Below are 14,776 nucleotides of genomic sequence, written 5' to 3'. Positions count from 1 at the left end.
ATCCGGAGCCGACCGCGGCTGAGGCAGATATGGATGATTTTTCCGTTCCGTTACCTATTTCGGTACCTAGGAGACGAGGAGGTCGGTGTCGATGGTCCTCGCTCTGACTGTGTGCGGAATCGTCGTGGCCCTGGTGGCGCTGGGGTTGTTCGTCTTCGGCCTGCGCCGCAGACTCATCCAGCGCTCCGGCGGCACCTTCGACTGTTCCCTGCGCTGGGACGTCTCCGAGAAACCGGACACGAGCGGCAAAGGCTGGAGCTACGGCGTCGCCCGCTACAACGGCGACCGCATCGAGTGGTACCGGGTCTTCTCCTACGCGTACCGTCCGCGCCGGGTTCTGGAGCGCGGCACGATCGAGGTGGCCGGCCGTCGGCTCCCCGAGGGCGAGGAGGAGCTTGCGTTGCTCTCCGACGCGGTGATCCTGGTCTGTCTGCACCGGGGCACGCGCCTGGAGCTCGCGATGAGCGAGGACGCGCTGACCGGGTTTCTCGCGTGGCTGGAGGCGGCCCCGCCCGGACAGCGAGTGAATGTGGCGTAGCCGCATCCACTCGCCGTGTCACCCGGACTCTTCTGCGACGGTCACGACATTCCGCTGTTGATGGCGCTGACCAGTTCACCGCCTGCGGTGTCTCCGCTGAACTCCCAGAAGAACGCGCCGCCGAGGCCCTGGTTCCTGGCCCAGGCCATCTTCCCGGCGATGGTGGCCGGGGTGTCGTAGGACCACCAGTTGCTGCCGCACTTCGCGTACGCCGTGCCGGCGATCGTGCCGGTGGCTGGACAGGACGTCTTGAGGACCTTGTAGTCCTCGATGCCCTGCTCGTAGGTTCCCGGCGCCGGGCCCGTGGCCGTGCCGCCCGGGGCGTCCTGGGTGACGCCCGTCCAGCCGCGGCCGTAGAAGCCGATGCCGATGAGCAGCTTGCTCGCGGGCACGCCCTTCGCCTTGAACTTGGCCATCGCGTCGGCCGTCGTGAACCCGGCCTGCGGGATGCCGCTGTAGGTCGTCAGCGGGGAGTGCGGGGCGGTCGGACCGTCCGCGTCGAAGGCGCCGAAGAAGTCGTACGTCATCACGTTGTACCAGTTGACGTAGCTCGCGGCGCCCGCGTAGTCGGCGGCGTCGATCTTGCCGCCGGAGGTGCCGTCGGCCGTGGTGGCCGCGGTGACCAGGTAGTTCGCGCCGAACTTGGCGCGCAGTGCCTGCATCAGGTTCTTGTAGGCCGCGGCCCCGCTGGTGTCGCAGGACAGGCCGCAGGCGTTCGGGTACTCCCAGTCGATGTCGATGCCGTCGAAGACGTCGGCCCAGCGCGGGTCCTCGACCAGGTTGTAGCAGGACTGGGCGAACGCGGCCGGGTTGGCCGCGGCCTGGGCGAAGCCGCCGGACCAGGTCCAGCCGCCGAACGACCAGAGCACCTTGATGTGCGGGTACTTGGCCTTCAGCTGGCGCAGCTGGTTGAAGTTGCCGCGCAGCGGCTGGTCCCAGGTGTCGGCGACGCCGCTGACCGACTGGTCGGCGGTGAAGGCCTTGTCGTAGTCGGCGTAGGAGTCGCCGATCGCGCACTGGCCGTTCGTGACGTTGCCGAAGGCGTAGTTGATGTGGGTGATCTTCGCGGCCGAGCCCGACGTCACCAGGTTCTTGACGTTGTAGTTGCGGCCGTAGATGCCCCATTCGGTGAAGTAGCCGAGCCTGACCTTGTCGCCGGTGGTCGGGGGAGTGGTGCCGCCGCCGGTGGTGCGGACGGCGAGGGCGCCGCCGGTCGGTCCCGTCTGGTCGGCGGTGTCGCGGGCCCGGACGGCGTAGGAGTAGTCGGTGCCCGCGGTCAGACCGGTGTCGGTGTAGGAGGTGGTCGTCACGGTGGCGACCTTGGCGCCGTCGCGCAGGACGTCGTAGTTCTTGACGCCCTTGTCGTCGGTGGCGGCGGACCAGGTCAGCTTCACGGAGGTGTCGGTGACGGAGGAGGCCGTGGGGGCGCCCGGGGCGGAGGGGGCGGAGTCGCCGGGAACCGACGTGCCGTCACAGCCGCCGCCGTTCAGCCGGCAGTTGGCGGGCGATCCGGAGCCGGCGCCGTTGAAGCCGAAGGAGACGGAGGCGCCGGGGGCGAGGGAGCCGTTCCACGACTTGTTCTTGGCGGTCCAGTGCAGGCCGGCGGAGGTGACGTCGGCGTCCCAGGCGGAGGTGACGGAGGTCCCGGACGGGAAGTCCCACTCGACCGTCCAGGAGCTGATGGCGGTGGTGCCGGTGTTCTTCACCGTCCACCTGCCTTCGAAGCCGGTGCCCCAGTCCGAGGCCTTGGTGTAGGTGGCGGCAGCGGTCGTGGCGGCCTGGGCGGGGCCCGCCAGGCCGACCAGCCCGGCCAGGGGGAGCAACAGCGTCGCGAACCCTGCCGCGGCTCTGTGTCTGAAGCGCATCCTGCGCCTCCTCGGGGGAGTCGGGGGGCGTGACTGAGCCTTCACGCCCACGGTGCCGCGAGAATAGAAAGGTCTGGACCACGGGTCAATAGGTCTGGACCACTGCGACGCACTCCGTTTCCGGATTCACCCGACGCCCAACTCCTGAGCCAGGACCGCCGCTTGCACCCGGCTGCGCAGTCCCAGCTTGGCCAGCAGCCGGCTGACGTGCGTCTTCACCGTCGCCTCCGCCATGTCGAGGCGCTCGGCGATCCCCGCGTTGGACAGCCCCCGGCCCAGACAGGCCAGCACCTCGCGTTCGCGCCGGGTGAGCGCGTCGAGGACGGCCGGATCGGCGCCCGGCGCCCGGGCGGGCGCGGCGGCGAACTCGGCGATCAGACGACGGGTCACGGCCGGGGCGATCAGTCCCTCGCCGGCCGCCACGGTGCGGACCGCCGCCAGCAGGTCCCGCGCCTCCGCGTCCTTGAGCAGGAACCCGGCCGCACCGGCCCGCAACGCCCCGAAGACGTAGGCGTCGAGGTCGAAGGTGGTCAGCACGAGGACGTCGGCCAGTCCCTCCTCGACGACCGTCCGGGTCGCCGACACCCCGTCGAGGCGCGGCATCTGAACGTCCATCAGCACCAGATCCGGCCGCAGCTCCCGGGCCAGCGCCACCGCCTGCTCCCCGTCCGCGGCCTCCCCGACCACCTCGATGTCGGACGCGCTGCGCAGGATGAGGACCAGACCGGCGCGCACGGCGGACTGGTCCTCGGCCACGAGCACACGGACGACGGAGCTCATGCGGGCTCTCCTTCGACGAGCGGGAAGGCGGTGTGGACGGTCCAGCGAGGCCCGTGCGGCCCGGCGTGGAACGTGCCGCCCAGCAGGGCCGCCCGCTCCCGCATGCCGACCAGTCCGGCGCCGGAACCCGGGGCGCGTGGGCCGTCCCGGTGGCCGTAGGGGCTGCTCACCCGCACGTCGAGCGTGTCGTCGCGCCGGTGGAGGGCGACGGTGACCCGGCCGGGGCAGGCGTGCTTCAGGGCGTTGGTCAGCGACTCCTGCACGATCCTGTACGCGGCGAGTTCGACGGGGGCGGGAACCCGGCCGCGGCCGGCGTCCGGGGCCATGTCGAGGGTCACGTCGAGGCCGTTGGCGCGGGCGCCGTCGACGAGGGCGGCCAGACCCTCGAGGGTGGCGGCCGCGGCGGGTTCGTGGTCCCCGCTGCCGTCGCGCAGGATTCCGATCAGCCGCCGCATCTCCGTCAGCCCCTCGACGCTGTTCTCGCGGATGACGGTCAGCGCCTGCCGGGACGTGTCCGGATCGTCGATCGACAGCGCCGCCGTCGAGTGGATGGCGATCGCGGACAGGTGGTTGGCGACCATGTCGTGCAACTCCCTCGCCATCCGCGCCCGTTCGGCGGTGACGGCCTGGGTCCGGTCCATCTCGGCGAGCAGCGCGGTCTGTTCGGCCCGCAGCTGCGCCGCCTCGGCGGCGTCCCGGTGGTTGCGGACGATCCACCCGGTGGCGGCGGGCCCGTACGCGACGACGCCGACGACCACGCCGATCAGCAGGGCCTCGGGCACCCGCCAGAGCGCGAACGGCACCAGCGTCCCGGCCACCGTGAGCAGCCCGGTGATCCACTGGATGCGACGGGCGGAGGCGGGCGGGCTGTACAGGACGGCCGCGTACACGAGGTCCGTGAACATCAGGATCGTGGACAGATTGCCCTGGGTCACCAGGTCCGCGGTGATCGCGGCCGTGCCGGTGAGCAGGGCCGCGCGGGGAGCCGCCCGGCGCGCCACCTCGCTGGCGGCCATCACGGCGAGCGGCGCCAGCACCGGCCAGGGGCCGTCGAACAGCGTGATCGGGTCGTCGGACGGACGGGTGCCCAGACCGATCACCACCAGGAACAGCCCGCCCAGCAGCCCGCCGGCCGCGACGCAGACGTCGAAACGGTGCGGGCGGGGCAGTCGTCGTACGGCCATGCCCTCCATCCAACACGCCTCGCCCGGCGTGCGCCTGCTCCCCGGGGACGGTCCGGAACTGCATCTTTCGATGTACCGCGACCTCGTCACCGGCGACGACGCGTCCGGCAGCCCGGGACGGGAGCCTTGGACGGTGACCGAGAGGAGCCAACCGTGGTCGTCACACTGATCATCGTCTGCGAGGCGGCCTTCTGGGTGCTGCTGGCCGCCGGGCTGGCCTTGCGGTACGTGTTCCGGATGCCACGGCTGGGCCTCGCCCTGCTGCTGTGCGAGCCGCTGCTGGAGATCGTGCTGTTCGCCGTGACCGCGGCCGACCTCAGGAACGGCGCCGAGCCGGACTGGCGGCACGGCCTCGCCGCCGTCTACATCGGCTTCACCGTGGGCCTCGGCCACTCCACGATCAAGTGGGCCGACGCCCGGGTCGCCCACCGCTTCGCCGACGGCCCGCCCCCGGAGCGGCCCCCGAAGTACGGCACGGCCCGCGCCGTCCACGAGTGGAGGGTCGCGGGCCGGTGGACCCTCGCGGCACTGGTCGCCGTCGCCCTGCTCCAGGCGGCCGTCCGGTACGTCGGCGGCGACGGCGACACCGGATCGCTGCGGGCGTGGCAGCAGCGGATGCTGTCGGTCGTGGGCGTCAACGTCGTCATCGCCGCGAGCTACACCCTCTTCCCGAAGCGGGAACCGAAGGGCGGCCCGGAGCGGGAACCGGCCAAGATGGGCTAGCGCTCCCCGCCCGGCACCCACAGCACGTCCCCGACCGCCTTGTTGGCGGTGCGGGCGAGGATGAACAGCAGGTCCGACAGCCGGTTGAGGTAGGTCGCGGTGAGCGGGTTCATCCGCTCGCCGTGCGCCTCCAGGGCGGCCCATGTGGAGCGTTCGGCGCGGCGGACCACCGTGCACGCCTGGTGCAGCAGCGCCGCGCCCGGGGTGCCGCCGGGCAGGATGAACGACCGCAGCTTCTCCAACTGCCCGTTGAAGCGGTCGCAGTCCGCCTCCAGCCGGTCGATGTAGAACTGCTCGACCCTCAGGGGCGGGAACTCCGGGTTCTCCGCCACCGGCGTCGACAGGTCGGCGCCCACGTCGAACAGGTCGTTCTGGACGCGGATGAGCACCTCGGCCGTCTCCTCGTCGAGTCCGCCCAGTGCGAGGGCCGTGCCGATGACCGCGTTCGCCTCGTTGGCGTCGGCGTAGGCGGCGATCCGCAGGTCCGTCTTGGCGACCCGGCTCATGTCGCCGAGATTGGTGGTGCCCTGGTCGCCGGTCCTCGTGTAGATGCGCGTCAGATTGACCATGCCGCCAATCTAGACCGTCCCCGGGCATCCGCTCCGTTCTCTTCGTCACGGTCCGCGGACGGCCGGACCGGCGGCCCCCGGCAGGGGACCGGCGCCTGCTCAGGACGGTGCCAATCGGCCTGAATCGGACAGGATTTGACGACGTGACCGGCGTCTCACGCCGTGAGACGTGAGACGCGTTACTAACCGGTCACGCAGTGCCTCACGAGCGCTAATCTCCGGCCGAGAGGCAGATGGACAGGCAACCGGGGCGGCTGCGCCGGATGGTTGACGCCGGTGACATCGGGCGCGTGAGCGGGCAGGGCTCTACAGGCACCGGAACCGCACAGGTCCCAGGAGCCTCACCCTTGCGGGTGAATTGGGTATCGGTTCGCTCACAGACGGCAACCTCTGACCGCTTCTCGCAGTCAGAGCATGCAACACCGGACACCACACCGCGGAGCACGAGACGCACGCTTAGGGGAGCGCTATGCACATCAAGGGCGACCACGTCGAGCTGGTCGTCGGGGGCCGCCTCGACGTCCGCAGCGCGGCGGACGCCCGTACGGCCCTGCACACGGCGGTCGACGACGGAGTCGGCGACCTGGTGCTCGACCTGTCCGGACTCGACTCGTGGGACGCCACCGGACTCGGCGTCATCATGGGCGTCCACCGACGGGCCGGCCGCTGCGGCCGGCGCCTGGTGCTGCGCGGCGTGCCGCCGCAGATGCAACGCCTGCTGGTGGCCACCCGGCTGCACCGGATCCTCGCGATCGAGGGCGGCATCGGAGTGGAGTCCCTGCCCCGCGTCTGACGCACAAGGGGGGTGTGGCCTGCGGCGGGAAGCGTGGGACGGGCGCGACGGGTGCGAGGGGCCGGGTGCAATCCTCACGAGACCGTGACGCTTCGGGCGGCCCGGCACCCCGGGCTGTCGTAGATACTGTGCGAAGGTTTACGGTTCGTCTGCCCGCCGCCCGCAGCCCTCGAGCGGGCACCGGACCATAAGCGACAGCCCAGTGTGCGGCAAGGCCGGGAGGGGCTACCGCCACACGACGCTTTTGGGGGGCTTGACCCATGGACCCGAACACCCGGGGACCCGAGGAGCACGGCCACGACGAGGGAGACGCCTCCCGGTCGAGCGCCTTCGACTCCGGGCCCGGCCAGACCTCGCGCCCGCGCCCGTCCAGGGACCCCCTCACGCCCGACTTCGGCCAGCCCGCCCCGGCCCTGGCCCGCACGGTACGGCTGGTCGCCGGCGACCATCTGCTCACCGTCAACCCCGTCGACGGCAGCGAGATCGAGCTGTGCCCGCCCACCGAGCGGGCCGAGCGGCCCGCGAGGCGCACGCCCGAGCGGCGCGCCGAGGCCGAGCGCGCCGCCCGGCCGGCCGCGCCCGCCGGCAACGCCCCGCCCGCACGGCCGCTCCTGGGCCGCCAGGACGAACGCGAACAGCTGGTCCGGCTCCTCGCCCGCGGTCGCTCCGTCCGTCTCACCGGCGCCCCCGGCTCCGGCCGCACCAGCCTCCTCGACCTGGTCGCCGAGGACTGTGAGGACCTCGCCCCCGACGGAGTCGTCCGCCTCAGCGGCCGTCTGCGCACTGCCGGCGACCTGCTGCACGATCTCTTCCACGCCGTCTTCGACGCCCCGCAGCACCGCCCCGACGAGGACGAGCTGCGCGACCTGGTCCGCGATGTCGGAGCGGTCGTGGTGGTCGACGACCTCGACCTCGGCGGCGCCGCCCTCGACGACCTGCTGGACGCGACGCCCGAGTGCGCCTTCCTGCTCGGCGCGACGCCGGACACCCCACTGCCGACCGCTGACTCGGCCGTCGAGGAGGTCGTCCTCACCGGTCTCGACCGTGCGGGCGGCGTCGAGGTCATCGAGCGCGCCGTCGGCCGGGTCCTCACCGAGGAGGAGGCCAACTGGGCCGGCGACCTCTGGTTCGAGTCCGAGGGCCTGCCGCTGCGGTTCGTGCAGGCCGGCGCCCTGCTCGCGCAGCGCGACCGGCTGCGGGCCAGCGCCGACGCGGTCGACGCGTTCGGCGTCTTCGAGGACGCCCGGACGCTCCCCACCCCCGCCGAAGCCGTCGCCGGCGCCGGGGAGGCCGAGGAGATATCCCTGCCCTCCCTCGGCGAGGCCGCCGCCCCCGCCCCGCTGCTCGCCGCCCGCCTCAGCGCCTCCGCCCGCGCAGCCCTGCGGTTCGCCGTCGCCCTCGGCGGCGAGGTCCCGCACCAGGCCCATCTGCCCGCCCTGGTGGGCGACACCCACGCCGACGCGGCCCTCGGCGAGCTGATGGGCTGCGGGCTCGTCTCCCCGGTCGGCAACCGCTACCGTCTCGCCGCCGGAGTCCAGGCCCAGCTCGAGGCCGCCGGATACGCCGACGACGTCGAGACCCGCGCCCACGCCGCCGCCCAGCACTACGCCTGGTGGACCGGGCACCCCTCGGTCACCCCGGACCGGGTCTGCGCGGAGGCCGACGCCGTCCTCGCCGCCCTCGCGGCCGTCGTCCCCGACACGACCCGGCCCGAGGAGGGCGAGGAGGCCACCGCCGTCCGGCTCGCCCGCACGGCGGCCCCCGCGTTCGCCGCGGGGCTGCAGTGGAGCGTCTGGTCGAGCGCTCTGCACGAAGGCGCGGAGGCCGCGCGGCTCGCGGCGCAGTCCGCGGACCGCGCCTACTTCCACCACGAGCTCGGCGTCCTGGCGCTGTGCACCGGCGACCTGGACCGGGCCCGTTCCGAGCTCGAGGCCTCGCTCGCCCTGCGCGGCACGATCGCCGACAAGCGCGGCACCGTCGCCGGCCGCCGTGCCCTCGCGCTGGTCGCCGACCGCTCCGGCGACGTGCCCGGCCTGCCCGCCGCGACGTTCGCCGACGACGCGCCCGACACCGTCCGCCACGAGGAGCAGGCGTCTCCGCCCCGCGGCGTCCAGGCGGCGCTCCCGACCTTCCCGCCGGAGGCCGAGACCCTCGTCGCCCGCCGCGAACCGCCCGCCAAGCCGATCCGCCACACCCGCGGCGGCCTGCGGAGCCTGGCCAGGCGCAACCTGGTCGGGGTCGGCGCCGGCGCGCTGCTCGTCGCCGTCCTGGGCACGGTGGTCACGCTCGGCGCGACCTCCCACAAGGACGCCGACGACCCCTCCGACCGGGTCGGCGTCAACCCGTCCGCCTCCGTCGGCGTCGACGACGGCGAGGTCGGCGCGGACACCCCGGGCGGCGACGGCTCCACCGACAGGGGCGAGGCGACCGGCAGCCCGACGGACCCGGGCCCGGACGGGACCATGGGCACCTCGGACGACCCGACTCCCACGGGGACGGCGGGACCGTCGGCGTCGGCGAGCAGCTCGCAGGATCCCGGGGACGGGAAGCCTTCCGGTACGCCGAAGCCGAGCGGCCGGCCGTCGTCCAGTCCGACCCGGTCCGGGTCGCCTTCGCCGTCGGCGTCCGCGTCCTCCAGCGGCGGGACCGGCTCGGCGTCGCCGTCGCCGACTCTTTCGGACACGACCGGTCCGACGCCCTCCGGCGGCACGTCGACCTCCGGCGGCAACTCCGTGTCCTCCGCGCCCGTCGGCAGCACGATGACCTCCTCCGGGCTCTCCGCTCCCTCCGGCTCGGCGGAGACCTCGCCGGACGAGGTGATCTGAGCCGAAGGGGCACGGCCCCGGGCATACGACAGGGCCGGGTTCCTCTTCGGGAACCCGGCCCTCGTCGTCGTACGGATGCGGTAGGGACGCCGCACGGACGTCGTGGCGGACGTCAGAACAGCCGCAGCTTGTCGTCCTCGATGCCGCGCATGGCGTTGTAGTCGAGGACCGTGCAGCCGATGCCGCGGTCCGTGGCGAGGACGCGGGCCTGGGGCTTGATCTCCTGGGCGGCGAAGACGCCGCGGACCGGGGCGAGATGCGGGTCGCGGTTCAACAGCTCGAGGTAGCGGGTGAGTTGCTCGACCCCGTCGATCTCGCCGCGCCGTTTGATCTCCACCGCGACGGTCTGCCCGTCCGCGTCCCGGCACAGGATGTCGACCGGGCCGATGGCCGTCATGTACTCGCGGCGGATGAGGGTGTAGCCCTCGCCGAGGGTCTCGATGCGGTCCGCGAGCAGCTCCTGCAGGTGCGCTTCCACGCCGTCCTTGATCAGGCCGGGATCGACGCCCAGTTCGTGCGACGAGTCGTGGAGGATCTCCTCCATCGTGATGATGAGCTTCTCACCGCCCTTGTTGACGACGGTCCAGACGCCCGCCACGCCTTCGGAGTCCCCCGCATCCTCCTTCAGCGTGCAGGGCGGCGACATCCAGTTGAGGGGCTTGTAGGCCCGGTCGTCCGCGTGGATGGAGACGCTGCCGTCCGCCTTCACCAGGATCAGACGGGGGGCGGAGGGGAGGTGGGCGGTGAGCCGGCCGGCGTAGTCGACGGAGCACCGGGCGATGACGAGACGCATGGTCGGCAACGCTATCCGACGCCCCGCGGTGCTCGCGATCCGCCCGCCCGGTATCCCGGCCCCGCACGCAACGCGCGACCCTTGGGCCCCGCCCCTTTTGATCAGGAAAACCTCTGTTCGACCGTGGCCGATTGTGTGCCCAACAGGGGTTCCCTATGTGCTCATTCTCCTGGTGCGGTCACCGTCCGTTGCCTACCGTAGTGAACGGGAGGTCGCGATGCGTGTACTCAGCGTGTGCGGTATTTCGGCATGGCGGACTCCCTTTCCCTGTCCGTCAACCCTCGTCGTTCTCGGGGGTGCGAGAGGAGTACCCATGTCGCTCGACGTCTCACCGGCCCTACTCGATCAGGCCGAGCGAGGCGAGGTCGACGAAGCAGAATTCGTCGACTGCGTCCGGACCTCCCTGCCCTACGCATGGGAGATGGTCAGCTCCCTGGTGGCCCAGCTGAAGGTGGACGGCGGAGACTTCGCCGACAACCAGACGCCCCCGCCGGACGAGCAGGCACGCGGGCAGCTGCTGCGCGCGCTCGCGAGTGACGCCATACGCGGCGCGCTGCAGCGGCACTTCGGTGTGCGGCTCGCCTTCCAGAACTGCCACCGGGTGGCGGTGTTCCCGTTGGACTCGGCTGTCGACGAGAAGCTGAACCGCTTCACCTCGGTCCGCAGCCAGGTGCTCAACCAGTCCCCGGAATTCCGGGACTGCTGACGGCATGACGATGTCGCTTGCCGCTCCTGACGCGGGAGGTTCCCGTCACCACGGGAGCATCACGGGAGCGGCAGGCTCAGCGGCCGGCTGGGCCGCTCACCGGAGGTGGGGGAGCACCTCCGAGCCCAGCCGCCGTACGTTCTCCTCGGTGGCCGCCAGGTCGCCCGAGCCCTCGACGAGCAGGGCGAAGCGCGAGATGCCCGTTCGCTCGCTGGTGGCCGCGAGGCGGTCGGCGCAGAGCCTCGGGGTGCCCACCGGGTGCAGTCCGCAGAGCAGTTCGGTGTACGCCACCGGGTCTCGCATGGAGCGGGGCCGGCCGTCCACGGTGACATGGGCGTCGAGTCCCTGCTTCAGCCAGCCCGGCATGGCCTTCACCAGGGTCTCCACCGCGTCCGTGCGCCGGTCCGCGATCTGGCAGACGCCCGCGGAGACATGCGCCGCGCCGCGGATCTCGCCCTCGGTCCGCCCCGCCGCGCGGGCGAACCGCCGCCACTGGGCGACCATCTCGGCCTTCTCCTCGTCCCCGACGTGCATGCCGAGCAGCATCGGCAGACCGCGTTCGGCTGCCAGCCGCACGCTCGCCGGAGAGGTGCAGGCGACGACGACCTCCGGCCCCGTCGCCTCCGTCAGGGCCTCCGACGGCCTGGGCACGACGGGGACTTCACGGAAGCGGAAGCGCTCGCCGTCGGCCCCGACCGAGGGTTCACGCAGCCAGCGCACCAGCAGATCGAGTGATTCCGGGAAGCCCTTCTCGTACGCCTCCAGCCCGGAGCCGAACACCTCGAGGTCGACCCACGGCCCGCCGCGGCCCACGCCCAGCGAGAAGCGGCCGCCGCTGGTCAGATGCAGCAGCGCGGCCTGTTCGCCGAGCGCCACGGGATGGACGGTGGGCAGCACGCTGACCGCGGTGCCCACTCTGATGCGGCGGGTGCGGCCCAGCAGCAGAGCGGCGAGCGTGACCGCCGACGGGCAGGTGCCGTACGGCACGAAGTGGTGCTCGGCCAGCCAGACCGAGTCGAGACCCGCCTCCTCGGCGACCTCGGCCGAGCGGACCGCGCGGTGCAGCGCCTCGCCCTGACCCTGGCCGGGGAACTGGGCCCCCAGTACAAAACTTCCAACGCGCATGGACTTTCCTGCTTCCTTGGCTCCGACACGGAGCTCCCCCACCCGGCATAACCGTCCGACACGTGCCGAGGACACGGCCTGGCGGAGAGATTTGCGGATTGTCTGCCGAATGCGACGTCGGGGAAGGGGGCCTGCGGGTCCGTCGCCCCACGGGTGCCCTGGCTCGCGCCGCGTACGCTGGAGAACGGCCCTGCCCCCTGTATAGCCCCGTGAGGTGTCCTGTGTCGCCGCGTCGCAACCGACCCAAGGATGAGGGCTCGTCGGGCCGGAGCGCCGAGGACGACCGCACGAGCCGCTACGGCGGCTGGGAGTCGGCGCAGGACTGGCACGGCGAGCAGTGGAGCGTACGGCACGTGGCCGGGGCGAGCGCCCAGGGCAAGACGTACCGGTGCCCCGGCTGCGACCAGTTGATCCCCGGCGGCGTCCCGCACGTGGTGGCCTGGCCGGAGCACGCGGGCGTCGACGACCGACGTCACTGGCACAAGGCGTGCTGGAACGCACGGGACCGCCGCACCCCGGGGATGCAGCGGTCCCGTAACGCACCCAGGTTCTGAACCCGGGCCCCTTCGGCTCTCGGCGTGGAGGTGCGGGGCGGGCTACACGTCCCGCTGCTCCAGCAGCGCGAAGGCGGCGCCGAGCACGACGGTGGTCATGCCCAGCGCGATCCACAGCGGGTCCCAGCCGGTCGGGCCGCTCTCGCTGAGCGAGGTCGCGTAGAAGACGCCGAGCTGGCTGGGGATCGAGTACTCGAAGAGGGCCTGGCGCAGGCTCTCCAGCGAGGCCGAGAACATGAAGATCGCGATGACCAGCGGGGCCAGCAGCAGACCGATCATGATGGTGATGGCGCCCGCCGAGTGCCGGATGATCGAGCCGACGGCCAGCGAGACGAGCCCGAGCAGGGCCATGTAGAGGGACACGCCCACGGTGGCCTTGAGCCACTCCTCGCCGCTCGGCGAGCGGGCGCCGGAGAGCATCGCCACGTGCGCCATCGCCACGAGGCCCGTGGACACGAGCGTCACCGTGAAGGCGACGACGAAGAACACGATCGCCTTCGCCGCGAGGACCCGGCCGCGCGAGGGGCAGGCCACCATGGTCGTGCGGATCATGCCGGTGCCGTACTCGGAGGCGGTGGTCAGCACGCCGAGCGTGATGACGCACATGCTGCCGAGGAGCAGTCCGAAGAAGCCGAACGACAGCGCCGTGCTGCCCGAGAGGTCCTGCTCGGTGGCGTTCGCGGCGACGATCGCACCGGCCAGCAGCCCGATGCCCACGACGAGCAGCACATACACGCCGAGCGTCCACATCGTGGAACGCACCGACCGGATCTTGGTCCATTCCGAGGCGATGGCGTTACCGAGGTGCGTGCGCACGACCGGGATCGGCGAGGTGTAGACGGGGCCGGCCGCGGTGTACGAGGCGCCGGGCGCCGTCTGCCAGGCGGGTGCGGCCTGCGGAGACGGGGGCTGCGGGGTGCTCATCGGGCGTCCTCGGACTCGGTCGGGGCGTCGGGGGCGGAGGCGGGCGCGGGAGCCGGCGCGGCTTCGGGCGCCGGTGCTGCGGCGGGCGCCTTGTCCAGCGAGGGAGCCGGCGCGGACGGCGCCGCGGGCCCGGGCGCCGGCGGAGCGGCCGGCGCCTGTGCGGGCGGCTGTGCATACGGGTTGGCGATGTTCGGGCCGGGAGCCGCGCCGGGCGCTCCCGGGACGCCGTACGCCCCGTAGGACGCCGCCGGAGGCGCCTGGGCCGGCTGGGCGGGCGCGTAGCCCTGCTGCGGGGCCGGCGGGGCGTACCAGCCCGGCTGGCCCTGGCCCGGTACCGGCATCGGCGGCTGCGCGCCGGGCGGCAGCTGCTGCTGGAGGCCGGCCTTCTGGTCGCTGGTCGACCGGTAGTCCACGGCGCCCTGCGTCATCCGCATGTACGCCTCCTCCAGGGAGGCCTGGTGCGGCGACAGCTCCCACAGACGCACGTCGCTGTCGTGGGCGATGTCGCTGATCCGGGGCAAGGGCAGTCCCGTCACCCGCAGCGCGCCGTCCTGCTCGGGCAGGACGTGGCCGCCCGCCTCGGTGAGCGCCGAGGCCAGCTTCTCGCGCAGCTGCGGGTCGGTGTGCGGGGTCCGCACGCGCGCGAAGTCGGCGGAGTTGGCCGAGATGAAGTCCTTCACGCTCATGTCGGAGAGCAGCTGGCCGCGCCCGATGACGATCAGGTGGTCGGCCGTCAGCGCCATCTCGCTCATCAGATGGGACGAGACGAACACCGTGCGGCCCTCGGCGGCCAGGGCCCTCATCAGGTTGCGCACCCAGAGGATGCCCTCGGGGTCGAGGCCGTTGACCGGCTCGTCGAAGAGCAGCACCTGGGGGTCGCCGAGCAGGGCGGCCGCGATGCCGAGCCGCTGGCCCATGCCCAGGGAGAAGCCCTTGGAGCGCTTGCGGGCCACGTCCTGGAGGCCGACCACGCCGAGCACCTCGTCGACCCGCCGGGCCGGGATGCCGGACAGCTGGGCCAGGCTCAGCAGGTGGTTGCGGGCGTGCCGGCCGCCGTGCACCGCCTTGGCGTCCAGCAGGGCGCCCACCTGGCGGGCGGCGTTGGGCAGCCGGCGGTACGGGTAGCCGCCGATCGTCACGGACCCGGCGGTCGGGTTGTCCAGGCCCAGGATCATCCGCATGGTCGTGGACTTGCCCGAGCCGTTGGGCCCGAGGAAGCCCGTGACGGCGCCGGGGCGTACCTGGAAGGAAAGGTTGTACACAGCGGTCTTGTCGCCGTAGCGCTTGGTCAGGCCGACTGCTTCGATCATGCTCCGCACCCATCGAAAGGTTCAGGGACAGCAGGGCACACGCCCCCGTAAGGGTTAGGAGACTATCGGGGCGCTGACGGTTCCGCT

At 72.5% G+C, this 14,776-nt stretch carries 14 protein-coding genes; 6 read left to right on the top strand and 8 right to left on the bottom strand.

The window, feature by feature from the left end; genetic code table 11:
- The first annotated feature begins 91 nt into the window (after positions 1–91).
- On the top strand, positions 92–538 hold the full coding sequence (locus ACN6LD_RS18335; protein ID WP_266728521.1) for a DUF2550 domain-containing protein: 447 nt from the start codon (positions 92–94) through the stop codon (positions 536–538).
- A 41-nt stretch (positions 539–579) separates the two neighbouring features.
- Here the strand turns inward: ACN6LD_RS18335 and ACN6LD_RS18330 are convergent, their stop codons facing one another.
- From ACN6LD_RS18330 to ACN6LD_RS18320, 3 genes are all read right to left on the bottom strand, one after another.
- Positions 580–2,403 carry a glycosyl hydrolase family 18 protein gene (locus ACN6LD_RS18330; RefSeq protein WP_445043751.1) on the bottom strand — a complete coding sequence of 608 codons (1,824 nt, stop codon included), beginning with the start codon at positions 2,401–2,403 and terminating at the stop codon, positions 580–582.
- Between the two features lie 126 nt (positions 2,404–2,529).
- Positions 2,530–3,183 carry a response regulator gene (locus ACN6LD_RS18325; protein ID WP_445043750.1) on the bottom strand — a complete coding sequence of 218 codons (654 nt, stop codon included), beginning with the start codon at positions 3,181–3,183 and terminating at the stop codon, positions 2,530–2,532.
- On the bottom strand, positions 3,180–4,367 hold the full coding sequence (locus ACN6LD_RS18320) for a sensor histidine kinase (protein ID WP_445043749.1): 1,188 nt from the start codon (positions 4,365–4,367) through the stop codon (positions 3,180–3,182). The genes ACN6LD_RS18325 and ACN6LD_RS18320 overlap by 4 nt, the downstream gene beginning before the upstream one ends.
- A 153-nt stretch (positions 4,368–4,520) precedes the next feature.
- Here ACN6LD_RS18320 and ACN6LD_RS18315 point away from each other — a divergent pair, with 153 nt between their 5' ends.
- Positions 4,521–5,090: a hypothetical protein gene (locus tag ACN6LD_RS18315; protein ID WP_445043748.1), complete on the top strand. Its 570-nt coding sequence runs from the start codon at positions 4,521–4,523 to the stop codon at positions 5,088–5,090.
- Here ACN6LD_RS18315 and ACN6LD_RS18310 read toward each other — a convergent pair.
- Positions 5,087–5,659: a cob(I)yrinic acid a,c-diamide adenosyltransferase gene (locus tag ACN6LD_RS18310; protein ID WP_319197565.1), complete on the bottom strand. Its 573-nt coding sequence runs from the start codon at positions 5,657–5,659 to the stop codon at positions 5,087–5,089. The genes ACN6LD_RS18315 and ACN6LD_RS18310 overlap by 4 nt on opposite strands.
- Positions 5,660–6,128: 469 nt before the next feature.
- Here ACN6LD_RS18310 and ACN6LD_RS18305 point away from each other — a divergent pair, with 469 nt between their 5' ends.
- Positions 6,129–6,452, top strand: coding sequence for an STAS domain-containing protein (locus tag ACN6LD_RS18305; protein ID WP_057584016.1), 324 nt, complete (start codon positions 6,129–6,131; stop codon positions 6,450–6,452).
- Between the two features lie 260 nt (positions 6,453–6,712).
- Complete coding sequence (locus tag ACN6LD_RS18300; RefSeq protein WP_445043747.1) at positions 6,713–9,277, top strand: ATP-binding protein; 2,565 nt, start codon at positions 6,713–6,715, stop codon at positions 9,275–9,277.
- A gap of 112 nt (positions 9,278–9,389) precedes the next feature.
- Here the strand turns inward: ACN6LD_RS18300 and nucS are convergent, their stop codons facing one another.
- Positions 9,390–10,070, bottom strand: a complete 681-nt coding sequence (gene nucS / locus ACN6LD_RS18295; RefSeq protein ID WP_173985563.1) for an endonuclease NucS — start codon at positions 10,068–10,070, stop codon at positions 9,390–9,392.
- Between the two features lie 313 nt (positions 10,071–10,383).
- Here nucS and ACN6LD_RS18290 point away from each other — a divergent pair, with 313 nt between their 5' ends.
- Positions 10,384–10,776: an SCO5389 family protein gene (locus tag ACN6LD_RS18290; RefSeq protein ID WP_057584013.1), complete on the top strand. Its 393-nt coding sequence runs from the start codon at positions 10,384–10,386 to the stop codon at positions 10,774–10,776.
- A gap of 96 nt (positions 10,777–10,872) precedes the next feature.
- Here ACN6LD_RS18290 and ACN6LD_RS18285 read toward each other — a convergent pair whose 3' ends face one another.
- The gene (locus ACN6LD_RS18285; RefSeq protein WP_319192541.1) at positions 10,873–11,901 is read right to left on the bottom strand and encodes an LLM class flavin-dependent oxidoreductase; all 1,029 of its coding nucleotides are present in this window, start codon (positions 11,899–11,901) and stop codon (positions 10,873–10,875) included.
- A gap of 221 nt (positions 11,902–12,122) precedes the next feature.
- Here ACN6LD_RS18285 and ACN6LD_RS18280 point away from each other — a divergent pair, with 221 nt between their 5' ends.
- Entirely contained in the window at positions 12,123–12,455 is a 333-nt protein-coding gene (locus ACN6LD_RS18280; protein WP_057584009.1) for a hypothetical protein, read from the top strand.
- 42 nt (positions 12,456–12,497) lie between these two features.
- Here ACN6LD_RS18280 and ACN6LD_RS18275 read toward each other — a convergent pair whose 3' ends face one another.
- Both ACN6LD_RS18275 and ACN6LD_RS18270 read right to left on the bottom strand, forming a co-directional pair.
- A complete protein-coding gene (locus ACN6LD_RS18275; protein WP_319192542.1) occupies positions 12,498–13,379 on the bottom strand; it encodes an ABC transporter permease subunit in 882 nt (293 codons plus the stop codon).
- Positions 13,376–14,689: an ABC transporter ATP-binding protein gene (locus ACN6LD_RS18270; protein ID WP_319192544.1), complete on the bottom strand. Its 1,314-nt coding sequence runs from the start codon at positions 14,687–14,689 to the stop codon at positions 13,376–13,378. The genes ACN6LD_RS18275 and ACN6LD_RS18270 overlap by 4 nt, the downstream gene beginning before the upstream one ends.
- Positions 14,690–14,776 lie beyond the last annotated feature (87 nt).

It is taken from the genome of Streptomyces sp. SAS_272, assembly GCF_052543235.1.
This window is presented reverse-complemented; position numbering and strand designations above follow the sequence as displayed.